Origin of the sequence: Microbacterium sp. Cr-K20 (assembly GCF_000708325.1) — a bacterium.
In the GTDB taxonomy this organism is placed as follows: domain Bacteria; phylum Actinomycetota; class Actinomycetes; order Actinomycetales; family Microbacteriaceae; genus Microbacterium.
Genome location: NZ_JARE01000047.1, coordinates 62588 through 84386 on the forward strand (window position 1 = coordinate 62588; position 21799 = coordinate 84386).

Genomic DNA, 21799 nt, shown 5'->3' on the forward strand with positions numbered 1-21799 from the left:
GGTAAGGGCTGCCTTACCTCAGTCGTCGCAACAGAAATCGTCTCCGTGCTCGCCACTTTTCTCATCGGCCTCCGTGAAGGCCTGGAAGCCGCGCTCGTCGTCGGCATCCTCGTCGCCTACCTCCGCCGCCTCGGCCGGAAGGACGCCCTGCCGAAGATGTGGGCGGGCGTCGGCCTCGCGATCGCCCTCGCACTCGGTATCGGCGCCGTGCTCACCTTCGGCGCCTACGAGCTCACTTTCAAGGCGCAGGAGCTGATCGGCGGCGGGCTCTCGCTGCTCGCCGTCGCGATGGTCACGTGGATGATCTTCTGGATGCAGCGTGCCGGACGCACCATGAAGGCGACGCTCGAGGGCGGCCTCGATCGCGCGCTCACGGTCGGCGGCCTCTGGGCGCTCGTCGCGATCGGCTTCGTGTCCGTCGCGCGGGAGGGGATCGAGACGACACTCCTTCTGTGGTCGATGGTGCAGGCGTTCGGCGATGCGCCGTCCGCTCTGCTCGGCGCTCTGCTCGGACTCGCCGCCGCCGTGATCATCGGCTGGCTCATCTCCCGCGGAGCCGTGAAGCTCGATCTCCGCCGCTTCTTCGCGTGGACCGGCGGCTTCCTGGTCATCGTCGCCGCCGGCGTGCTCGCCTATGCGCTGATGGATCTGCAGGAGGCGGGCGCCCTGCCGGGCCCGTTCACGGCCGCGGCGCCGCTCGATCCCACGACCGGGGCGGTCGCGATCGGGTGGGCGGCTTTCCCGTTCGGTTGGGCGTTCGATGTGTCGTCGGCCATCGCCCCGAGCGGTCCGCTGGCCGCGGTGCTGCAGGCCACGGTCGGCTTCATGCCCGCGATGACCTGGTTGCAGGTCTCCGCCTGGACTCTCTACATCCTCATCGTCGGTTCGCTGTACGTCCGCGGTCTCCGCTCGCGCCGTACGCCGAAGCCTCGCGCTTCGGCCGAACCCGAATCCGACACGACCTCTCTCTCACCACAAGGAGCAGCATGACCACCTCTCACCGTGTCCTGGGGGCATTGGCCGCCGCGGGCGCCGTAGCACTCGTCCTGAGCGGTTGCGTCGCGAAGAGCGACGTCGCCGCCTTCGACGTCTCGTCGACCGCCAGCGACTGCGCCGTGTCGGCGGCCACCGCGAAGAGCGGGACGCTGACCTTCGACGTCAAGAACGACACGGACCAGGTCTCGGAGTTCTATCTGCTGGCCGAGGACGGTCTGCGCATCGTCGGCGAGGTCGAGAACATCGCGCCGGCAGCGTCCCGGACACTCACCGTGGTCGCGCAGCCCGGCGACTACTTCACGCTGTGCAAGCCCGGGATGCTCGGCGACGGCGTCGGCAAGGCGGCCTTCACCGTCACCGGCGATCGCGTCGCGGTCGACGGGCCCGATGCCGAGCAGAAGCAGCAGGCGGTCGATCTCTACGCCGCGTTCGTCAAGGACCAGGTCGGTCAGCTCGTCCCGGCCGTCGAGGAGTTCGTCGCAGCCTACGAGTCGGGCGACGACGAGACCGCCCGCGCGCAGTTCCCGCTGACCCGCGCGTTCTACGAGCGCATCGAGCCGGTCGCCGAGGCGCTCGGGGATCTCGACCCGCGCATCGACTATCGCGAGGTCGACGCCGTGGCTGAGGGCCTGGATTGGACGGGCTTCCACCGCATCGAGAAGGACCTGTGGGTGCCGGCGCAGGACGCGCTGAACGCCGACGGCGAGACCCCGGCCTGGCAGGACTGGACTCCGTCGACGCCGGCAGAGCGGGCCGACTTCGGCGACCTGCTGCTCGCCGACGTGCAGGAGCTCTACGACTACGTGCACTCCGACGACTTCACGACGGCTCTCGACGATCAGGGCATCGGAGGCATCTCGAACGGCTCCATCGCGCTGCTCGATGAGGTCGCCACCGGCAAGATCTCGGGCGAGGAGGACTGGTGGTCGGGCACCGACCTCTACGACTTCGCCGCGAACGTCGAGGGCTCGAAGATGGCGTTCTCCCTCGTGCAGGACTTCGCCGCAGCTCAGGGTGACGACGGTGAGGCCCTCGTCGACGAGATAGAAGGCGGCTACGCCGCACTCGAGGAGTCTCTCGCCGCCCACGGCTCGCTGACCGACGGGTTCGTCGCCTACGCACAGCTGACCGAGGACGACAAGCGCGAGTTCACCGACCTGATCAACGCGCTGGCCGAGCCGCTCTCGCAGCTCACCAGCACTGTCCTCGACTGATCAGCGTCGAGCGGAATCGAACGGATACCATCACGGACGTGAACGAACCAGAAGCGGGGGCCTCGCCCGACACCTCATCGACGGGTGACGTCTCCGCTCCGGGCGGGCTGAGCAGACGCGGACTCCTCGGCCTCGCCATCGGCGGTGGCGTGGCAGGGCTTGCGGTCGGCGCCGGCGCGGGCCTCGCCGGGGGTGTGGCGCTGGGACGTGCGCGCGCAGCGGAGGACGCGCATTCCGCCTACGAGTTCTTCGGTGCGCACCAGGCGGGCATCACCACACCGGTGCAGGATCATCTGCACTTCGCGAGCTTCGACATGATGCCACGCAGCGACCGCGACGACCTGATCTCCCTTTTGCAGGACTGGTCATACGCCGGGTCCCGCATGTCGCAGGGGCTGGAGGTTAGCGCGAGTGGAGCGGTCGGCGGACCGGCGGAGGCACCGCCGGATGACACCGGCGAGGCATTGGGGCTCCCCGCGGCCGGCCTGACGATCACCTTCGGGTTCGGACCCGGCCTCTTCGAGAACGAAGACGGCGACCGCTACGGCATCGCCGCGCAGCGCCCGGCCGGCCTCGAACGCCTCCCGGCGTTCCTCGGCGACGATCTCGACCCGCAGGCGTCCCACGGAGATCTCTGCATCCAGGCCTGCGCCGATGACCCGCAGGTCGCGGTGCACGCGATCCGCAACCTCAGCCGCATCGCCTTCGGCCGCGCCCGCCTGCGCTGGTCGCAGCTGGGATTCGGCAAGACGTCGCGCACGACCGCCGCGCAGGCGACGCCCCGGAACCTCTTCGGCTTCAAGGACGGCACCGCCAATATCCTCGCCGACGACACCGAGGCGCTCGCGGACCACGTCTGGGTGTCCGAGCAGGACGAGCCCGCCTGGCTCGCCGGAGGCTCGTACCTCGTCGCGCGCAAGATCGCGATGCTGATCGAGACGTGGGACCGTGTGCGGTTGTCGGAGCAGGATGCGATCATCGGCCGGGACAAGGGGGAGGGCGCGCCCCTCTCGGGAGGGGACGAGTTCACGGCGCCCGACTTCCATGGCAAGGCCATCGACGCCAACAGCCACGTGAGCCTGGCGCATCCCGAGCAGAACGACGGTGTGCGGATCCTGCGTCGCGGCTATAACTACGTCGACGGCAACAACGAGCTCGGACGCCTCGACGCCGGACTCTTCTTCCTGTCGTATCAGCGTGACCCCGCGCAGTTCATCTCGCTGCAGCGGCGGCTGTCGACCGACCTGATGAACGAATACATCCGCCACGTCGGCTCGGGGATCTGGGCCGTGCCGAGGGGTGCGACCCCGGGGTCCTACGTGGGCGCGCAGCTGTTCGCCTGAGCGGGCTCAGACCCCGCGTCGGGCGGTCTCGATGATGTCGACCACCGTGGCAGCCATCTCGTCCGCACCGAAGTGATCGGCAGCGGTAATGGTCACGACCGCGTCGTCGAGGAAGATCAGCAGCTGGCCGTGCGCGCCGTGCAGCCGCCATCCGCGGCCGGGGCCACCCCAGCCGGCGAGGGCGTAGCGGTCGTAGCCGGGGTTCGGGCCGGCGACGACCCCGTTCTCGTGCATGGCGTCGATCCATCCCGACGACACCAGCTGCATGCCCTGCCACCATCCGCGGTCGCGGATCAGCAGACCGATCCGCGCCATCTCGCTCGTTCGCAGCGCAAGTCCGCCACCCGCTTCGATGCGTCCGCTCGGACTGCGCGCCCACACCACATCATCGATGCCGAGTGGGCGGAAGAGTCGGGCATCCAGGTAGTCGCCCACATCGCCGACCCGCGCGGAGAGCGCCGTCATGGCGGTGTAGGTGCTGGCGTTCGAGTACTGGAACACGCGTCCGCGCGACGGTCGACGCAGGAACTCGCGGGCGAGATCCGGCCAGTCCGTCATGAGCGTCTCGGACCAGGGCAGGTCGATGCCGCTCGACATCGTGAGCAGATGACGCAGGGTGACCTGTTCGACGCCCTCGCCGCGCTCGAAGTCGGGCAGGTACACCATCACGGGCACATCGAAGGAGATCGCGCCCTCATCGGCGGCGATCGCGGCCGCGAGCACGCACACGCCCTTGGCGACCGAGTGCACGTCCTCGCGCACATCGGGCGTCCAGCGGTGCTCCGCCTCATCGGCTCCGATGCGGACGTGGAGTCCGTGCGCGTCGAAGCCCGAAGCGGTTACGGCCTCGACGATGCGGTCGCGGACGTCCTCGGCGACGGTCATCGTGTGTCGGCCCGGGGGCGTCGGGATCCGGTCGGGTCGTTTCGGCGTCCTTCACGCGATGCGAGCGCGGGGTCGACGAAGAGCCAGCGGGGTCGAGGCTCGACGAGCGGCCGGAACACCCAGCGCACCGGCTTCGTGGCCAGGAGCAACGCGACGACCACGGAGAGCGCTGTCACCAGCGGCAACCAGATCCATGTCGGCTCCAGGTCGCGCAGCGCACCCGTCTCGCGGAACGGATAGAGCACGAACGAGTGGAGGAGGTAGACATACATCGTGTACTGGCCGAACGTGGTCCACCAGTACGAACCGCGCGGGATCAGGGCGAAGAAGGCGGCGCACAGCAAGACCGCCAGCAGCATCAGGGCGATGCGGATCCCGCCGGCCCACCACTGGTCGCCGACCAGGTCGGAGTACGAGTCCTCGTAGAACAGCCAATGGCGCAGGTCGACGGCCTGCCAGAGCGGCAGCCAGTTCCAGGCCGCCCAGCCGACCCCCGCGAAGACCGCCACCGCCGCCACCCGGATCCACCAGGGGCGGAAGTCGAGCAGTCGGAGCCGATCGACGATGTCGTGCTCGCGCAGCCACCATCCGAGCGCGAAGAACGGCAGGAGCCCGAGAGTGCGGGACAGCGAGAACGTGCTGTCGACGTTGGGGAGGTAGCCGGAGCCGATCGAGATCACGACGGTCCACAGCAGCGGCCAGCGGAGCAGCGCGAGATAGGGGAGCACCAGTCGGAAGATTCCGAGCGCGAGCAGGAACCACAGGGTCCAGCTCGGCTTCGTGAAGTTCGGTGTCGCCTCACCCTCGACGAGCCACTTGGTGAGGGTCCACAGCGTCTCGAAGATCACGTAGGGGAGGATGATGTCGGTGATCACTCGCGCCATCTGCGTCTTGGTGGGAGTGCCCGACTTGGAGAAGTAGCCGGAGATGATCGCGAACGCCGGCATGTGGAACGCGTACAGCGCCAGGTAGAAGGCGAAAGCGATGTCCGAGTCGTAGATGAGTCGCTGGATCGCATGCCCGAGCACGACGAGCACGATGCAGATGTACCGCGCGTTGTCCCAGAACGGCACGCGCCGTCGCTTTCGCGGGAGTGATCCTGTGGTGGGCCCTGCGCTGTCCGCCCCGGTACTGCTCATCTTTCGAGGCTACAGCCCGGGAATAAAGTTGCTGTGAGCGCGTTGACACATATACATTCAAATGAATAGAAACGGGTGCGAGTCATCCGGTTCGGAGAACACGGAGCAATCATGAGCGAGCAGTCAGGCGCGCAGGCGATGCAGTTCGGCATCATGTCGGTCAGCGACATCACCCGCGATCCCACCACGGGCATCACCCCCAGCGAGCAGGAGCGCATCAAGGCGACCACGGCGATCGCCGTGCACGCCGAAGAGGTCGGACTCGACGTCTTCGCGATCGGTGAGCACCACAACCCGCCGTTCTGGTCGTCCAGCCCCACCACTTTCCTCGCGGCACTGGCCGCGCAGACCGAGCGCCTCATCGTCTCGACCTCGACGACGCTCATCACCACGAACGACCCCGTGCGCATCGCCGAGGAGTACGCGATGCTGCAGCACGTGTCCGACGGGCGCATGGACCTCATGCTCGGCCGCGGCAACACCGGACCCGTGTACCCCTGGTTCGGGCAGGACATCCGCCAGGGTCTCCCGCTCGCGATCGAGAACTACGCGCTGCTGCACAAGCTGTGGCGTGAGGACGTCGTCGACTGGGAAGGGAAGTTCCGCACCCCGCTGCAGGGCTTCACCTCGACGCCGCGACCTCTCGACGGCATCGCCCCCTTCGTGTGGCACGGGTCCATCCGCACCCCGGAGATCGCGGAGCAGGCCGCCTACTACGGCGACGGGTTCTTCGCGAACAACATCTTCTGGCCGAAGGAGCACTACCAGCGCCTCATCGAGCTGTACCGCCAGCGCTTCGAGCACTACGGTCACGGCACCAGGGAGCAGGCGATCGTCGGCCTCGGCGGTCAGGTGTTCATGGCAGCCAAGTCGCAGGACGCGGTGAACCAGTTCCGCCCCTACTTCGACAACGCGCCGGTGTACGGTCACGGTCCGAGCATGGAGGACTTCACCGAGATGACGCCGCTGACGGTGGGTTCGCCGCAGCAGGTCATCGATCGCTACGCCGGCATGCGCGAGCACTACGGCGACTACCAGCGCCAGCTCTTCCTCATCGACCACGCGGGACTCCCGCTGAAGACGGTGCTGGAGCAGCTCGACATCCTCGGCTCCGAGGTCGTGCCGGTGCTGCGCAAGGAGCTCGCGAAGGACCGCCCGTCCTCCGTCCCCGACGCGCCGACCCACGCCGCACGCGTGGCCGCGGAGTTCGGTGATGGGCCGACCCGTCAGGCCCGCCCCGGCGCGAACCGCGGTGACAACCTCACCGGCGACTCGCCGTACCAGGACAGCCCGGCACCCGCCGGTGCAGCATTCGGTCTCGGCCGGAAGGAGGCCTGACATGACCACGCGTCGTATCGCCGTCGTCGCGGCAGGGCTCTCCAACCCGTCGTCGACCAGGATGCTCGCGGATCGACTGGCCGCCGAGACTGTGAAGGCCCTCGCGGAGCGCGACATCGCGGCCACCGTCGACGTGATCGAGCTGCGCGACTATGCGCACGACATCACGAACAACATGCTCACGGGGTTCGCACCGCAGGCGCTCGAGACCGCGATCAACACGGTGGTCTCCGCCGACGCGCTCATCGCCGTCACGCCGATCTTCTCGACGAGCTACTCGGGACTGTTCAAGTCGTTCATCGACGTGCTGGACCCGGATGCGCTCACCGGGAAGCCGGTCCTGATCGGCGCGAACGCGGGAACCGCGCGGCACTCGCTGGCGATCGACTACGCGATCCGTCCGCTGTTCGCCTACCTGCACGCCGATACCGTCTCGACGGGCGTGTTCGCGGCGTCGAGCGACTGGGGTGACTCGGGTGATGACGTCGCCCCGCTCGCGAAGCGCGTCGAGAAGGGCGCACGGGAACTCGCGGACACGATCGCGCGGAAGGAAGCGGCCACGGTCGCGGACCCCTACGACCCGGCGACGTACCTGGGCGAAGGGCGCTCCTTCGGGCACATGCTCGGGGGCCTCGCGGGGGAGTGATCCGCTTCCCCTTGACCGTCGAAACGCGCCGCGCGCCCGAGAAGGGCGCGCGGCGCGTTCATCCCCGCTCCGCTCCTCCGTCCGCTCCCTGTCTCCAGGCATACTCCGTTTCGGGGCGACCTCGTGCGCCGCGACGTGCGGTGCGGAGCGCGACCCCCTCGGCGGTCAGATGCTCCAGGTAGCGCCGGGTCGCGACCCGCGAGAGCCCGAGGCGATCGGCGGCTTCGCGCGCGGACAGCGGTCCGTTCGCGCGCAGTGCCATCGAAACGTCGTTCAGCGAGCTCGCGGACAGACCTTTGGGCAGCGGGATCGCTCCGGTCGCACGGCCGAGCAGCGCGTCGATCTCCGCCTGCGTGGCCTGGCCCCTGGTCGACCGCGCCTGCTCCCGATGAACGCGATACTGCTCCATGCGCTCTCGGAACACCGAGAACGGGAACGGCTTGACGAGGTACTGGTGCACTCCGAGCGCCGCCATCTGTCGGACGCTCTCGGCATCGCGCACGCCGGTGATCGCGATCACATCCGTGGCGGCGGCGCGCGCACGAAGGCTGCGCAGCACATCGATCCCGGAGCCGTCCGGCATGGTGATGTCGAGGAGAACGAGGTCGAACGCGTCGGCACCGGGGGTCTTCAGCACGGCGTGCACCGCTGCGCGGGCACTGCTGCATTCCCCGGCGACGGTGAATCCATCGAGCCGGGCCACGTAGTCCCGGTGCAGTTCGAGGGTCAGGGCATCGTCGTCGACGATCAGCGTGCGGATCATGTCGGCGGCCTCCGAGACTGAGCGCGGGGGAGGACGACGCGGAACATCGTGGGGTCTTCACTCACCGTCACCGAACCGCCGGCACTCGTGACCACGGAGCGCACGAGCGCCAGTCCGATACCGCGGCCGTTCCCCTCGGCGGGCTTCGTGGAGTAGCCCTGATGGAAGATCCGCTCCTGGAGGAGTGGTGGTATGCCGGGACCACTGTCCGACACCTCGAGCACGATTCCGCCGTCGTCACTCGGATGCAGCGACACCCGCACCCACCGATCGTCGGAGTCGGAGTCGGAGTCGGCGGCAGCGTCCATGGCGTTGTCGACGAGGTTGCCCAGCACGGAGACGGCGTCGACGGGCGACAGCGGCGTGCGGGGTGTATCGGGCTCGATGTGCACCCGCCAGTCGATGCCGCGCTCCTTGGCCTGCGAGGCCTTGCCGAGGAGGAGGGCACCGACGGCGGGATCGCCGTGACCCCGCGCGGTCACCTGATCCACGAGCGACTGGCTCTGTCGTGACGTCTCCGTGAGGATCTCGATCGCCTCGTCGCGGCGCCCGAGCTCGAGCAGCGCGACCGCGGCGTGCATGCGGTTCCCGTGCTCGTGCGTCTGCGCGCGCAGAGCCTCGCCCAGCGTGCGGATCGACTCGTACGACGACACGGCGTCGCGGAGCTGGCCGGGAGGGAGGTCGCCGGCGATGCGTCGGGTCACACGCCGGGCGATGACTGCCAGACCGACGCCGAGTGCGATGAGGCCGATCGTGATGCCGAGAGTGAGAGGCAAGCGGCGGATCAGGGTGTCGGTGATGGACTCGGTCGTCACCCCGGCGGCGACCCAGCCGATCAGGTCTCCGTCCGGCGTCGTGACCGGCGCGATCGTCCGGATCGAGGGACCGAGGGTCCCGGTGAACTCCTCCGTCAGCGTCCGGGATGTCGAGGGGATCGTGCCGAGGTAGATCCCGCCGATCTGGTCGTCGTCGGGGTGGGTGATCCGCGTGCCGTCCAGGGTCATGACGGTGATGAAGTCGAGCCCGGCGCCGGCGATCACTTCCAACGAGTAGGGCTCGAGCTCCCGAGTGGCCGCGTCGTGATCGCTCGAGCGCAGACCGTCGACGACGAGTGGGGAGGAGGCGAACGCGACTGCTGTGGCCGCCGTCACCCGCTCGGCCTCGGCACGGATCGTTCGCTGCGCCTCGGCGACGAGGAAGACCGCCACGAGGGCGCCGATCACGACGGCCGCGACGAGCAGCACGACGAAGACGCGCGAGGCGGTGCTGCGGGCGCGGGAGGTGGGCGCCATCGCCTGCTCCGATCGTCGATGGTCAGGTGCCGTGACCAATACGACCACAACTCGCGCTGCGGCGGGAGGTGGATCACCGTGGGAACCGATCGGCGGCGCAGAAGCCGCCATTCGGACGACGATGTCGACGATCGAGGAGGAAGCCGTGGCGCTCACGACGGGATTCGCACTGCCGAAGTTCAACTGGCGACGAGGGAAGCACGCGTGGGACCGGCACACCTGGCTGTATGTGTCCGTGCTGATCGCCGTCGTGCTCGGCGCGGCGGTCGGGCTCATCTGGCCGGAGGTGGGCCGAGGGTTCGAAGCGCTGGGCACCGGCTTCGTCGCCCTGATCAAGATGATGATCGCCCCGATCATCTTCTGCACGATCGTCGTGGGCGTCGGTTCCATCGCCAAAGCGGCCACGGTCGGCAAGATCGGCGGACTCGCGCTCCTCTACTTCATGGTGATGTCGACGTTCGCGCTGGCGATCGGACTCGTCGTCGGGAACATCATCCACCCGGGCGCGGGCCTCGATATGGCGTCTTCGACCTATGACGTGGTCGAGGCAGAGGCCAAGACGACGCAGGAGTTCATCCTCGGCATCATCCCGACCACTTTCTTCTCGGCCTTCACGGGGGAGAGCGTGCTGCAGGTGCTGTTCATCGCACTGCTCGTCGGTTTCGCGCTGCAGGGACTCGGCGAGCGCGGTGCCCCCATCATGGAAGCGGTCAAGCAGCTGCAGAAGCTCGTCTTCCGCATCCTCGGGATGATCCTCTGGCTCGCACCGATCGGCGCGTTCGGAGCGATCGCCGCGGTGGTGGGCAAGACCGGTGTGGCGGCGATCTGGAGTCTCGGGACGCTGATGGTCGCGTTCTACATCACGTGCATCCTGTTCATCGTCGTGATCCTCGGTGTGATGCTGTGGGCGGTGACGCGGGTGAACATCTTCGCTCTCATGAAGTACCTCGCGCGGGAGTACCTGCTCATAGTCGGCACGTCCTCGTCGGAATCCGCCCTCCCTCGCCTGATCGCGAAGATGGAGTTCGTCGGCGTCTCCAAGCCCGTCGTCGGCATCACGGTGCCCACCGGGCACTCGTTCAACCTCGACGGAACGGCGATCTACCTGACGATGGCATCGCTGTTCATCGCCACGGGGATGGGGCAGCCGATGTCGATCGGCGAACAGATCGGCCTGCTCGTGTTCATGATCATCGCCAGCAAGGGGGCTGCCGGAGTGACCGGTGCGGGGCTGGCGACACTCGCCGGGGGTCTGCAGGCGTATCGCCCCGACCTCGTCGACGGGGTGGGCGTGATCGTCGGCATCGACCGCTTCATGTCGGAGGGACGAGCTCTGACGAACTTCACCGGAAACGCCGTCGCGACCCTCCTGATCGGTACCTGGACGAAGCAGATCGACCGCGACCGCGTGCGACGGGTGCTGAGCGGCGAACTCCCCTTCGACGAGTCACTGCTCGACGGCGTCGACGCGCACGGGAATGCGGATGCACCGCAGGGCGCGGATGTGCAGGAACTGCAGGACGCGGCAGTGACGGAGATGGCGGCGAAGGAGGAGCGGGCCAGGGCACGAGCCGAACACAGCTGACGAGCGGGTGAGGGATGCGGGAGTCCGGATGAACGGGCTCCCGCATCCGCGCGGTCAACCGCTCTTGCGTCGGAACTCGCGCCGGGTCTGCGGGGCGTTCGCACTGTGCACGGCGGAGTCGCCATCCAGGTGCGCCTCGCCCTGCCGGTGGTGCGCGTTCTTCTTCTCGAGCGCTTCCTTGAACTTGCGCTTCATCTCCTCAGAGGAGGAGGCGCCTTCTTCGGTGCTCATGCCCCGAGCCTAGAGCACCGGCTGCGGCAGGTCACCCTCTCGTGCCGCGCAGCACGCGATCGAGCAGTACTCCCAGCCCCAGGGCGACGACGATCGAGGCCGGGACGGCGATCACCGGCCCGCCGGGCAGGATGGCGGCGATGGTGGCGCCCACTGCCGCCTGGTAGAGCGCCCAACCGGTCGCGGCGAGTGCGACCAGAGCGAGGTAGCGAGGTGGATGGATGCGCGACGCGCCGGCCACGAGGTTGATCGCCAGCCGGGCGAAGGGCACGAATCGGGCCGTGAAGAGCACGGTGGCCGTCCCCTTGTCCAACCGGTGCCGTGCCCAACCCAATGCCTGCTGCACCCGAGGCGCCGTCATCCACCGCCACCGATCGACGCCGACGGTCCGGCCGACGAGATAGCAGCAGGCGTCTCCCACGGTCGCGGCTGCCGCGGCGCAGACGACGACCGCCCAGAGCGGCGGGGCTCCGGTGGTCACCGCCAGCGCTCCGAGCGCGGTCACCGCGATCTCACCCGGCACGACGACGAAGAAGGCGTCCCCGAGCACGAGCAGGCCCATCAGTGCCAGGCTCCACGGCCAGGTGAGGGATTCGGCGAGCAGATCCGTCGTCACGTCGCCCACTGTGCCTGCAGAGAGTGAACGGGAACCAAAGAGCGCATAGCCGGTGACCCGCCGTCCAGCATCCGGTGAACATCCGGTGCTGCGGGCCGTTTCCGACGCGTGCGCCCGCGACGCTCGGTCATCCTGAGGCTGTGAGAGTAGCGATCGTCACGGAGTCCTTCCTTCCGCACATGAACGGTGTCACCGGGTCGGTGCTGCAGATCCTGCGTCACCTCGAGCAACACGGCCACGATGCCCACGTGATCGCCCCCGCCGCAGTCGGGATCCCCGGGGAGGTGCATGGGGTGTCGATCGAGGCGATCCCGAGCCTCGCTCTTCCGGGGTACCACAACGTCAGGGTCGGCACGTCGGGCGCTCCGCGCATCGCCGCGTCCCTGCGGCGTTTCCAGCCGGATGTCGTGCACCTCGCCTCGCCGTTCGCGCTCGGTTGGCGGGGGGTGCTCTCCGCCGAGCGGATCGGGGTCGCCAGCGTCGCCGCCTACCAGACCGACCTGGCGGCCTACACGGAGCGCTACCGGGTGGCCGCGGCCACGGGCATCGCCCAGACGCACATCGCGCGCCTGCATCGACGCGCGACCATGACGCTCGCTCCGTCTGCGGACTCCGCTCAGCAGCTCGCCGCACTCGGGGTGGATCGTGTACGCCACTGGGGGAGGGGAGTCGACGCGGAACGCTTCCGACCGTCTCGTCGCAATCCCGGACTGCGCGCCGCGTGGGGTGCCGAGATCGTGATCGGATACGTCGGCCGCCTCGCCCCGGAGAAGCAGGTCGAGGATCTCGCCGCGCTCCGCGACCTCCCGGGTGCGCGCCTGGTGATCGTCGGAGACGGACCCAGCAGAGCACGGTTGGAGGGGCTGCTCCCGGATGCCGTGTTCCTCGGCCACCTCGACGGGTCTGCGCTCGCCGCGGCCATGGCGTCGTTCGACGTCTTCGTGCACCCCGGGGAGAGCGAGACGTTCGGGCAGACCCTGCAGGAGGCCCATGCCAGCGGGGTTCCGGTGATCGCGACCGGCCGCGGCGGTCCCCTCGATCTCGTTCGCATGGGTGTCGACGGCTGGCTGTACCGCCCCGGCGACCTCGGCGACCTGCGGATGCGAGTGGCCGATCTGGCTGGCGACGCGCGAAAGCGACGGGCGTTCGGAGAAGCCGGTCATGACGCGGTGCAGAGTCGCAGCTGGACGAGCGTGTGCGATCAGCTGCTCGGGCACTTCGAGGAGGCGCGTCTGCTGCAGCGGGTGGATGCGGCCTCCCGCGCTCGCCGCGTCACCCGGCCCGATTCCCCGCCGCCGGTGACCGCGCGTCGCTGGCGCCGTTTCGTCGCCCTGGGGGATTCGCTCACCGAGGGCCTGTGCGATCCCGCCCCGGATGGGGGCCTGCGTGGGTGGGCCGATCGGCTCGCGCTGCTGCTGGCCGCGCGGGGCGGGCTCCACTACGCGAACCTCGCGATCAGGTCGAAACGTGTGCGCGATGTGTCCGGATGGCAGGTGGACCGCGCGCTCGAACTGCATCCTGACCTCGTCTCGATCCTCATCGGCGCGAACGATCTCGTGAAGCATCGTGTCGACGTCGCAGCGCTCGCCGCAGAGGTGGAGCACGCTGTCGTGCGGCTGCGGGCGATCGGAGCGGACGTGCTGTTGGTCACCCCGTTCCTCCCGGGTCGTCGGGCGGCCGCCGTATACACGCGGCGCTTCGCGGCGTTCGCGACGGCGTTGACGGGGATCGCGGCGCGGACGGGAGCGATCCTGATCGACACGGACCTGCATCCCGCACTGGCCGAGCGACCGAACTGGGGTGAGGATCTGGTGCATCTGAGCAGCCGGGGCCATCGCCTCCTGGCGTATCGAGCGGCCGAGATTCTGGGTGTTCCCGATGCGGATGCGCTGGGTATCCTCGATGCCGCCCTGCACGAGCACGAGCCGATCGGTGCGGGCGCGTGGTGGCGGCGACACGCCCTTCCCTGGGTCTGGCGCCGCCTGCACGGTCGCGCGGCGGGCGATGGTCGTGTGGCGAAGCATGAGGACTACGTCTATCTCGGGCGCTCGTCCGCGGCGCGGTGGGCGAACATCGGCTGATCTGCTCGGCGCAGCGCCGCGTCGACTCGTCGAGCCACCGCCGACGTGCGGAGGCGGTCAGCGCCGCCCCATGCCGTGATACTGCCAGCCCGCTGCACGCCAGGCCGCCGCATCGAGGCAGTTGCGTCCGTCGATGATGATCCGTCCGCGGACCAGACCGCCGGCGTGCGTGGGGGAGAGATCGCGACGGTACTCGTCCCACTCGGTCACGATCACGACCGCATCGGCTTCCCGAAGAGCATCATCGCGGTGTCGCGCGTAGCCCAGCTGCGGGTGCGCGGCAGCGGCGTTGTCGAGAGCGGCGGGGTCGGTCACGACGACGTCTGCGCCGAGCCCACGCAGCCGAACGGCGACGTCGAGGGCGGGGCTGTCGCGGATGTCGTCGCTGAACGGCTTGAACGCGGCACCGAGTACAGCGATCCGACGTCCGAACACGAGCCCGCCCAATGCGTCCACGACGAGCCGGACCGCCCGTTCGCGGCGCCGGAGGTTGATCGCGTCCACCTCGTGGAGGAACCCGACCGCTTCGCCGCGACCCAGCTCTTCCGCACGGGCGGCGAATGCCCGGATGTCCTTCGGCAGGCAGCCGCCGCCGAAGCCGATGCCGGCGCCGAGGTAGCGCCGACCGATCCGCGAGTCGTGGCCGAGAGCGTCGGCGAGCAGCGCCACGTCGGCGCCGGAGGCCTCGGCGATCTCCGCCATCGCGTTGATGAACGAGATCTTGGTCGCGAGAAAGGCGTTCGCGGCGCCCTTCACCAGTTCCGCCGTGGCGAGGTCGGTGACCAGGAAGGGCGTCCCGGCCGCGACGGCCGCCGCGTAGACCTGGCGCAGCACCGCCACGGCACGTGTGCCCGCGGAGTCCGTCTCGGCGCCGACCACGAGCCGGTCCGGTGTCAGCGTGTCGTGCACGGCCCACCCCTCGCGAAGGAACTCGGGGTTCCACACCACGGTCGCGCCCGAGTCGATGACGCGCGCAGCGAGCCGTGCGGCGGTGCCCAGCGGCACGGTCGATTTCCCCGCGATCACGTCGCCGGCGCGGAGATGGGGGAGCAGTTCGTCGATCGCCGCATCGACGTAGCGGAGGTCGGCCGCGTGACCGCCGGGGATCTGCGGGGTACCCACTGCGAGGAAGTGCACCTGCGCGCCCGCTGCATCCGCCATCCGGCTGCTGAACCGGAGCCGACCGGATGCTCGTCCCTCGGCGAGCAGCTCCCTCAGCTGCGGTTCGAAGAACGGTGCGGATCCTGCGTCGAGTGCGGCCACCTTCCGTTCGTCGACGTCGATGCCGATGACGTCGTGTCCGATCGAGGCCATGGCTGCGGCGTGCACGGCACCGAGGTACCCGCAGCCGATCACTGACATGCGCATGGAGACAGCACAACGGACTCCCGCCACGGTGTGGCATCCGCGCGGTGAACGTTCCGTGGCCGGCGCCTGTCCACTCAGCGCTGCTGCGGCGACGTGGGTTTTGCGGAGTCCGCTGGTAGGGTGGATGAGGTTGACGTGTGTCAACCGCACAATCGAATATCGACTCATGGAGCGAGCGGCGGAGAAGCTGGTCCCCTGTGGTGGGTTCCTCGGCAGGACATGTCGGGTGGCTTTCTACTGGTGGCCAGCGCAGGCGACATTCGCGGGAATGCCCGCGCGCCCGAACCCTTCCGTTCCGCTCCTTTGAACACGCTCGCGCGTCACATGGACTCGCGAGTCTAAACAAAGAAGGAGAGACCTCTTGGAAGGTCCTGAAATCACCGCCACCGAGGCCGTTCTCGACAACGGCCGCTTCGGCACCCGCACCATCCGCTTCGAGACCGGCCGCCTCGCGCAGCAGGCTCAGGGCGCAGTCGCCGCGTACCTCGACGGCGAGACCATGCTCCTCTCGGCCACCAGCGCAGGTAAGCACCCGCGCGAGGGCTTCGACTTCTTCCCGCTGACGGTCGACGTCGAGGAGCGCTCCTACGCTGCCGGCAAGATCCCCGGCTCGTTCTTCCGTCGCGAGGGCCGTCCCTCCACGGAGGCGATCCTCGTCTGCCGTCTGATCGACCGTCCGCTGCGCCCGTCGTTCGTCGACGGCCTGCGCAACGAGGTCCAGGTCGTCATCACCGTCATGTCGATCGCTCCGGGCGAGTTCTACGACGCTCTCGCGATCAACGCCGCGTCGGCGTCCACGCAGATCTCGGGTCTTCCGTTCTCCGGCCCCGTCGCCGGTGTGCGCCTCGCGTTCATCCCGGGCAACGGCCAGAACGACGACCAGTGGGTCGCGTTCCCGACCGCTGAGCAGGTCTCGGAGGCCGTGTTCGACCTGATCGTCGCCGGTCGTGTCGTCACCAAGGCCGATGGCACGGAAGACGTCGCCATCATGATGGTCGAGGCCGAGGCGACCGAGGGCAGCTGGAACCTGATCAAGGCCGGCGCCACGAAGCCGAACGAAGAGGTCGTGGCCCAGGGCCTCGAGGCCTCGAAGCCGTTCATCGCTCAGCTCGTCAAGGCTCAGGCCGAGCTCGCTGCGACCGCATCGAAGGAGCCGGGCGTCTACCCGGTCTTCCCGGCGTACAGCCAGGAGGTCTACGACTTCGTCGCCGGCCGCTCCTACGACGAGCTCGTCGGTGTCTACCAGATCGCCGACAAGGTCGAGCGTCAGACCGCTGACGACGCGATCAAGGACCGCGTCAAGGCCGAGCTCATCGAGGCCACCGAGGCGGGTTCGCTCCCGGCTGCGGCTCCGCTCGAGTTCTCCGCGGCGTACAAGTCGGTCACCAAGAAGATCGTCCGTGGTCGCATCCTCACCGAGGGCGCTCGCATCGACGGCCGTGGGCTCGCGGACATCCGCCCCCTCGACGCCGAGGTGCAGGTCATCCCGCGCGTGCACGGCTCCGCGGTCTTCCAGCGCGGCGAGACTCAGATCCTGGGTGTCACCACGCTGAACATGCTCAAGATGGAGCAGCAGATCGACTCGCTGTCGCCGGTCACGAGCAAGCGCTACATGCACCACTACAACTTCCCGCCCTACTCGACCGGTGAGACCGGCCGTGTCGGTTCGCCGAAGCGTCGCGAGATCGGGCACGGCTTCCTCGCCGAGCGCGCGCTCGTGCCGGTGCTGCCGAGCCGCGAGGAGTTCCCGTACGCGATCCGTCAGGTGTCCGAGGCGCTGAGCTCCAACGGCTCGACATCGATGGGCTCCGTGTGCGCGTCGACCCTGTCGCTGCTGAACGCGGGTGTGCCGTTGCGCGCCCCCGTCGCCGGTATCGCGATGGGTCTCGTCTCCGACGAGGTCAACGGTGAGACCCGCTACGCGGCGCTGACCGACATCCTCGGCGCGGAAGACGCTCTCGGTGACATGGACTTCAAGGTCGCGGGAACGAGTGACTTCGTCACGGCGATCCAGCTCGACACGAAGCTCGACGGCATCCCGACGTCGGTGCTCACGGGCGCGCTGACGCAGGCTCGCGAGGCTCGCCTCACGATCCTCAACGTCCTGAACGCTGCGATCGACGCACCTGACGAGATGGCTCCCACCGCGCCGCGCGTCATCAGCGTGCAGATCCCGGTCGACAAGATCGGTGAGCTGATCGGCCCGAAGGGCAAGACGATCAACGCGATCCAGGACGAGACCGGCGCGCAGATCTCCATCGAAGAGGACGGCACCGTCTACATCGGTGCGACCGACGGACCCGCGGCCGAGGCCGCTCGCGCCCAGGTCAACGCGATCGCCAACCCCACCAACCCGGAGATCGGGGAGCAGTTCCTCGGCACCGTCGTGAAGATCGCCACCTTCGGTGCGTTCATCTCGCTGCTCCCGGGCAAGGACGGTCTGCTGCACGTCACCGAGGTGCGCAAGCTCGCCGGTGGCAAGCGTGTGGAGAACGTCGACGACGTGCTGTCGGTGGGTCAGAAGATCCTCGTCAAGATCACGAAGATCGACGACCGCGGCAAGCTCTCGCTCGAGCCCGTTCTCGACGATGCTGCCGCCGCTGAGGCAGCGCCCGCCGAAGACGCGGCCGCCGAGTAAGCACAGAGACCGAACCGGAACCCGGGTCCGTCCGTCGTGGACGGGCCCGGGTTCCGTCGTATCCGGTGTGACCAAATCGTTATCGGCCGTTTCCGCGCCGTTCCCCGGATTGGTCAGGGCGTTCGATGAATTCGCTTACCCTCGAAGTACGCACCGGGGGGTGCAGATCCAGCAGGTACGCAGGTCGGCACGCACCGATCGACGCGGGGGTGAGAGAGTATGCGGTTGTTCAGCGTAGGCGCAGGAGCGTCGGCCGATCGCGCCCCGCAGCACGCCGAGCACCCGTCCGCACCGATCCCCATCGTCGGACCGGGGATAGGGGAGACCATCCGCGTCCCGCTCGGCGAGACCGGCTACGAGACCTTCCCGCTGATGCTCGGAGCCGCCGAGTTCGGCTGGAACGTCGATCTCGAGACCAGCCACGGAATCCTCGATCGCTACATGGAGTTCGGCGGCAACGCCATCCATACGGCCGACGGGTTCTCCGGCGGGCGCAGCGAGCACATCATCGGCCAGTGGTTGCGGTCGCGCGGTCGGCGTGATCACGCGGTGCTGAGCGTTCGCATCGGTGCCCACGCCGACAATCCGGGGCTGGGCTCCGTCAACCTCGTACGTGCGGTGGAGGGGTCGCTCACACGGCTCGGGGTCGAGCGCATCGACGTCCTGTACCTCGACGCGACGCTCGATGCCACGACCAATCTCGAAGACACCCTGGCGACCGTCGAATGGCTGTCGGACGCGGGGAAGGTCGGTGCCGTCGGCGCCTTCGGCCTGTCACCGGAGCGACTGGTCGAGGCACGCATCCTCGCCTCGGCCGGATACCCGCGCATCCAGGTGATCGATGCGCCGTACAACCTCATCCGTCGCCAGCCGTTCGAGGGCGACCTGCGCCTCGTCGCCGGTGCGCAGAACCTCGCGGTGACGCCGTCTCACGCCCTCGAACACGGGTTCCTCTCGGGGCGCCACCGTAACAAGGCGCTGACCTCGCGCGGCGTGCGCGGCGAGCAGTTGCGCGGGCACCTGAACCGGCGGGGTATCAAGATCCTGCGCGCACTCGACCAGGTGGCCGAAGAGTTGGCGGTCCCCGTGGCTGCGGTCTCGATCGCCTGGCTGCTCGCTCAGCGCACGATCGCGGCACCGATCGTGAACACGTTCGCGACGGAACATGTCGATGAACTCATGCAGGGCGCGGGTGTCTCGCTGTCGCGGAGCCACCTCGCCGAGCTGACCCGGGCCGGCAACTGAGCATCGTCCCACCCGTGACATAGGGTGGGATCAAGGCCCGGCGGATGCTGGCGATGAAGCGAGCGAGTTGTGACGCACTACATATATCTGGTCAGACATGGTGAACATCAGGATGCGGAGCATGGTCTCGCCGACGGACCCCTTTCTCCCCGAGGGCAGCGTCAGGCCGAGCTGATCGCCGACCGACTGTCCGGGCTTCCGCTCGACGCGGTATGGCATTCGCCGTTGCTCCGCGCGAACGAGACGGCTCGAGCGATCGCTGCTCGTCTGCCGTCGGTCGATCCTGAGCCCACCGCGCTGCTTTTCGATTGCGTCCCCACCGGAATGACCGAAGAGACTCCCGCGGTGTTCGAGCCGTTCTTCGGCTCGGTCACCGAAGCCGAGATCGAAGCGGGGCGCGCGCAGATGTCGGATGCGGTCGAGGAGTTCCTCGTGCGCAAGACCGGGGAGGTGCATGAGGTGCTGATCACACACAACTTCGTGATCTCGTGGTTCGTGCGCGAAGTGCTCGCGGCGCCGGAGTGGCGATGGATGACGTTGAACCAGTCCCACTGCGGTCTGACGGTCATCGCGCAGAAGCAGGGGCGGCCGTGGACGCTTCTCACACACAACGACACCGGGCATCTTCCGGTGGAGTTGCGAACGGGAATCCCCGACGCGCTTCTCGTCTGAGAGCTCTCGCTTCCAGAACGGCGGAGGACCGCCCGCGCGCCCCCGGACGGACCGCGTCCCGCGAAATAGACTGGACGCATGACCACGCAGGTAGCCCTCGTCGGCGGAACCGGGAAGCTCGGCACGATCATCGGTGCGGTGATCGATGAGCTCGAGGGCTTCGAGGTGAGCCGCGTGTTGACGTCGTCGAGTGATCTCTCCGAGCTCGACGGGGCCGATCTCGTCGTCGATGCCTCGACGCCCCAGGTCAGCATCGAGGTCGTCCGCGCCGCCGTCGAACGGGGCATCAACGTCCTCGTCGCGACTTCCGGGTGGTCTTCGGAACGGATCGCCCTCGTGCGTCCTCTCGTCGAGGCTGCCGGCACCGGCGCGGTGTTCATCCCGAACTTCTCGCTCGGCTCAGTGCTCGGGTCGGCACTGGCTGCGGCCGCCGCCCCGTTCTTCGGCTCCGCCGAGATCATCGAAGCGCACCGCGAGACCAAGATCGATTCGCCGAGCGGCACGGCTGTGCGCACCGCCGAGCTGATCGCGGCGGCCCGCGCGGAGCAGGGCCCCGTCAGCGCTCCGCATGCGGATCAGCGTGCGCGGGGTCAGCAGGTCGGCAGCGTGCCGATCCACTCGTTGCGGCGCCCCGGTGTCGTCGCCAAGCAGGAGGTCATCCTGTCCGGCCCCGGCGAGTCGCTGATCTTCACACATGACACCACCGACTCGGCGCTCGCCTATGCGCCGGGGATCCGGCTCGCCGTGCCGTTCGCGGTTCAGGCCACCGGTGTGATCGTCGGCCTGGAGAACATGATCGACATCGGCATCCGCTCGTGATGTCGCGGATCGGCGTCGGCCTGATGGCCGCGGCGCTGCTCGTCTATCTCGCCGTCGCGATCTGGCTGGCCGTGATGTTCATCTCGGTCGGCTCTCCGGTGTCCATCGGCATGGGTGTCACACTGCTGGTGCTTGCTCCGATCGGGGCCTGGGCGCTGGTTCGGGAGATGATGTTCGGCTTCGGTGCGGACCGCCTCGGACGTCTGCTCGATGCGGAAGGCGGGATGCCTCCGGTGGAGACGGAGCTGACGCCGAGCGGTCGCATCGCTCGCGCCGACGCGGATCCGCTCATCGCGCGATACGCCGCCGAGGCCGACGCAGCCGGCGATGACTGGCGTGCGCGCTACCGACTGGGTGTCGTGCAGGACGCCGCCGGGCGCCGGAAGGATGCCAGGGCCAGCATCCGCGAGGCGATCCGCCTCTCGCGGCGCTGACCCCCGCATCATCCCTCAGGCGAGAGTCGCCTCGAGAGTGATCTCGATGCCGGCGAGGGCCTGCGACACCGGGCAGCCGGTCTTCGCGCCCGCCGCGATCTCCTGGAACGCCTCGGGCGTCAGGTTCGGTACCGTCGCGTTCACGTTCAGGTGGCTGCCCGTGATGCCGACGCCCGGCTTGAAGGTGACCGAGGCCGTCGTGTTGACACGCTCCGGCGGGGTGCCGTTCTCCGCGAGCGCATGGGAGAGCGCCATGCTGAAGCACGAAGCGTGGGCCGCCGCGATGAGCTCCTCCGGCGTGGTCGTGGTGTCGCTGCCTTCGCTGCGCGCCTTCCAGTTGATCGGGAAGGTGCCGAGGTTCGACGACGAGAACGCGACCGTGCCCGATCCCTCCATGAGCGATCCGGTCCAGGTGCTGGCGGCTTCGCTGGTGACGGGCATGATTCCTCCGCTTCTCGGGACCCGCTCGGTGTGCGGGTCACGTAGCGGCCAGC

General features: G+C 68.6%; 20 protein-coding genes. 12 read left to right on the forward strand and 8 right to left on the reverse strand.

Going from position 1 to position 21799, the window contains the following annotated elements; translation table 11 throughout:
* The first annotated feature begins 45 nt into the window (after nt 1-45).
* The 3 genes from efeU to efeB are packed head-to-tail and all read left to right on the forward strand — an operon-like array spanning nt 46 to nt 3553.
* Complete coding sequence (gene efeU, locus GZ67_RS0108405; RefSeq protein ID WP_029263635.1) at nt 46-990, forward strand: iron uptake transporter permease EfeU; 945 nt, start codon at nt 46-48, stop codon at nt 988-990.
* A complete protein-coding gene (gene efeO, locus GZ67_RS0108410; RefSeq protein ID WP_029263634.1) occupies nt 987-2210 on the forward strand; it encodes an iron uptake system protein EfeO in 1224 nt (407 codons plus the stop codon). Before efeU ends, efeO begins: the two co-directional genes overlap by 4 nt.
* A gap of 38 nt (nt 2211-2248) precedes the next feature.
* The gene (gene efeB, locus GZ67_RS0108415) at nt 2249-3553 is read left to right on the forward strand and encodes an iron uptake transporter deferrochelatase/peroxidase subunit (RefSeq protein WP_029263633.1); all 1305 of its coding nucleotides are present in this window, start codon (nt 2249-2251) and stop codon (nt 3551-3553) included.
* A 6-nt stretch (nt 3554-3559) separates the two neighbouring features.
* On the opposite strand, the gene GZ67_RS0108420 is transcribed toward efeB, so the two are convergent.
* Together GZ67_RS0108420 and GZ67_RS0108425 are read right to left on the reverse strand one after the other, a co-directional pair.
* Nucleotides 3560-4438, reverse strand: coding sequence for a serine hydrolase domain-containing protein (locus GZ67_RS0108420; protein WP_029263632.1), 879 nt, complete (start codon nt 4436-4438; stop codon nt 3560-3562).
* On the reverse strand, nt 4435-5577 hold the full coding sequence (locus tag GZ67_RS0108425; protein ID WP_029263631.1) for an acyltransferase family protein: 1143 nt from the start codon (nt 5575-5577) through the stop codon (nt 4435-4437). Before GZ67_RS0108425 ends, GZ67_RS0108420 begins: the two co-directional genes overlap by 4 nt.
* A 111-nt stretch (nt 5578-5688) precedes the next feature.
* On the opposite strand from GZ67_RS0108425, the gene GZ67_RS0108430 reads away from it, so the two are divergent.
* Nucleotides 5689-6915, forward strand: a complete 1227-nt coding sequence (locus GZ67_RS0108430) for an LLM class flavin-dependent oxidoreductase (protein WP_029263630.1) — start codon at nt 5689-5691, stop codon at nt 6913-6915.
* Nucleotide 6916: 1 nt separating this feature from the next.
* A complete protein-coding gene (locus GZ67_RS0108435; protein ID WP_029263629.1) occupies nt 6917-7561 on the forward strand; it encodes an FMN reductase in 645 nt (214 codons plus the stop codon).
* 58 nt (nt 7562-7619) lie between these two features.
* Here the strand turns inward: GZ67_RS0108435 and GZ67_RS0108440 are convergent, their stop codons facing one another.
* Entirely contained in the window at nt 7620-8324 is a 705-nt protein-coding gene (locus tag GZ67_RS0108440; protein ID WP_029263628.1) for a response regulator, read from the reverse strand.
* On the reverse strand, nt 8321-9616 hold the full coding sequence (locus GZ67_RS0108445) for a sensor histidine kinase (RefSeq protein ID WP_029263627.1): 1296 nt from the start codon (nt 9614-9616) through the stop codon (nt 8321-8323). Before GZ67_RS0108445 ends, GZ67_RS0108440 begins: the two co-directional genes overlap by 4 nt.
* A 145-nt stretch (nt 9617-9761) precedes the next feature.
* Between GZ67_RS0108445 and GZ67_RS0108450 the strand changes: the two genes are divergently transcribed.
* Nucleotides 9762-11201 carry a cation:dicarboxylate symporter family transporter gene (locus GZ67_RS0108450; protein WP_029263626.1) on the forward strand — a complete coding sequence of 480 codons (1440 nt, stop codon included), beginning with the start codon at nt 9762-9764 and terminating at the stop codon, nt 11199-11201.
* 54 nt (nt 11202-11255) lie between these two features.
* Here GZ67_RS0108450 and GZ67_RS20805 read toward each other — a convergent pair whose 3' ends face one another.
* Nucleotides 11256-11432 carry a DUF5302 domain-containing protein gene (locus tag GZ67_RS20805; protein ID WP_017830923.1) on the reverse strand — a complete coding sequence of 59 codons (177 nt, stop codon included), beginning with the start codon at nt 11430-11432 and terminating at the stop codon, nt 11256-11258.
* A 31-nt stretch (nt 11433-11463) separates the two neighbouring features.
* Nucleotides 11464-12048 carry a DedA family protein gene (locus tag GZ67_RS0108460; protein ID WP_231481745.1) on the reverse strand — a complete coding sequence of 195 codons (585 nt, stop codon included), beginning with the start codon at nt 12046-12048 and terminating at the stop codon, nt 11464-11466.
* A gap of 179 nt (nt 12049-12227) precedes the next feature.
* On the opposite strand from GZ67_RS0108460, the gene GZ67_RS0108465 reads away from it, so the two are divergent.
* Nucleotides 12228-14129, forward strand: a complete 1902-nt coding sequence (locus GZ67_RS0108465) for a GDSL-type esterase/lipase family protein (protein WP_231481746.1) — start codon at nt 12228-12230, stop codon at nt 14127-14129.
* Between the two features lie 57 nt (nt 14130-14186).
* Here the strand turns inward: GZ67_RS0108465 and GZ67_RS0108470 are convergent, their stop codons facing one another.
* Nucleotides 14187-15497: a UDP-glucose dehydrogenase family protein gene (locus tag GZ67_RS0108470; RefSeq protein ID WP_029263623.1), complete on the reverse strand. Its 1311-nt coding sequence runs from the start codon at nt 15495-15497 to the stop codon at nt 14187-14189.
* A 361-nt stretch (nt 15498-15858) separates the two neighbouring features.
* Between GZ67_RS0108470 and GZ67_RS0108475 the strand changes: the two genes are divergently transcribed.
* From GZ67_RS0108475 to GZ67_RS0108495, 5 genes are all read left to right on the forward strand, one after another.
* Nucleotides 15859-18135: a polyribonucleotide nucleotidyltransferase gene (locus GZ67_RS0108475; RefSeq protein WP_029263622.1), complete on the forward strand. Its 2277-nt coding sequence runs from the start codon at nt 15859-15861 to the stop codon at nt 18133-18135.
* Between the two features lie 219 nt (nt 18136-18354).
* Nucleotides 18355-19380 carry an aldo/keto reductase gene (locus tag GZ67_RS0108480; RefSeq protein ID WP_029263621.1) on the forward strand — a complete coding sequence of 342 codons (1026 nt, stop codon included), beginning with the start codon at nt 18355-18357 and terminating at the stop codon, nt 19378-19380.
* Nucleotides 19381-19449: 69 nt separating this feature from the next.
* On the forward strand, nt 19450-20052 hold the full coding sequence (locus GZ67_RS0108485) for a histidine phosphatase family protein (RefSeq protein WP_029263620.1): 603 nt from the start codon (nt 19450-19452) through the stop codon (nt 20050-20052).
* Nucleotides 20053-20130: 78 nt separating this feature from the next.
* On the forward strand, nt 20131-20871 hold the full coding sequence (gene dapB / locus GZ67_RS0108490) for a 4-hydroxy-tetrahydrodipicolinate reductase (protein ID WP_029263619.1): 741 nt from the start codon (nt 20131-20133) through the stop codon (nt 20869-20871).
* On the forward strand, nt 20871-21305 hold the full coding sequence (locus GZ67_RS0108495) for a hypothetical protein (RefSeq protein ID WP_029263618.1): 435 nt from the start codon (nt 20871-20873) through the stop codon (nt 21303-21305). Before dapB ends, GZ67_RS0108495 begins: the two co-directional genes overlap by 1 nt.
* A 15-nt stretch (nt 21306-21320) precedes the next feature.
* On the opposite strand, the gene GZ67_RS0108500 is transcribed toward GZ67_RS0108495, so the two are convergent.
* On the reverse strand, nt 21321-21746 hold the full coding sequence (locus GZ67_RS0108500) for an OsmC family peroxiredoxin (protein ID WP_029263617.1): 426 nt from the start codon (nt 21744-21746) through the stop codon (nt 21321-21323).
* Between the last annotated feature and the right edge of the window lie 53 nt (nt 21747-21799).

Coding starts and splice junctions, on each gene's coding strand:
- efeO (WP_029263634.1), top strand. CDS start 987: ATGACCACCTCTCACCGTGTCCTGGGGGCATTGGCCGCCGCGGGCGCC.
- GZ67_RS0108420 (WP_029263632.1), bottom strand. CDS start 4,438: ATGACCGTCGCCGAGGACGTCCGCGACCGCATCGTCGAGGCCGTAACC.
- GZ67_RS0108425 (WP_029263631.1), bottom strand. CDS start 5,577: ATGAGCAGTACCGGGGCGGACAGCGCAGGGCCCACCACAGGATCACTC.
- GZ67_RS0108430 (WP_029263630.1), top strand. CDS start 5,689: ATGAGCGAGCAGTCAGGCGCGCAGGCGATGCAGTTCGGCATCATGTCG.
- GZ67_RS0108435 (WP_029263629.1), top strand. CDS start 6,917: ATGACCACGCGTCGTATCGCCGTCGTCGCGGCAGGGCTCTCCAACCCG.
- GZ67_RS0108440 (WP_029263628.1), bottom strand. CDS start 8,324: ATGATCCGCACGCTGATCGTCGACGACGATGCCCTGACCCTCGAACTG.
- GZ67_RS0108445 (WP_029263627.1), bottom strand. CDS start 9,616: ATGGCGCCCACCTCCCGCGCCCGCAGCACCGCCTCGCGCGTCTTCGTC.
- GZ67_RS20805 (WP_017830923.1), bottom strand. CDS start 11,432: ATGAGCACCGAAGAAGGCGCCTCCTCCTCTGAGGAGATGAAGCGCAAG.
- GZ67_RS0108465 (WP_231481746.1), top strand. CDS start 12,228: ATGAACGGTGTCACCGGGTCGGTGCTGCAGATCCTGCGTCACCTCGAG.
- GZ67_RS0108470 (WP_029263623.1), bottom strand. CDS start 15,497: ATGCGCATGTCAGTGATCGGCTGCGGGTACCTCGGTGCCGTGCACGCC.
- GZ67_RS0108480 (WP_029263621.1), top strand. CDS start 18,355: ATGCGGTTGTTCAGCGTAGGCGCAGGAGCGTCGGCCGATCGCGCCCCG.
- dapB (WP_029263619.1), top strand. CDS start 20,131: ATGACCACGCAGGTAGCCCTCGTCGGCGGAACCGGGAAGCTCGGCACG.
- GZ67_RS0108495 (WP_029263618.1), top strand. CDS start 20,871: ATGTCGCGGATCGGCGTCGGCCTGATGGCCGCGGCGCTGCTCGTCTAT.
- GZ67_RS0108500 (WP_029263617.1), bottom strand. CDS start 21,746: ATGCCCGTCACCAGCGAAGCCGCCAGCACCTGGACCGGATCGCTCATG.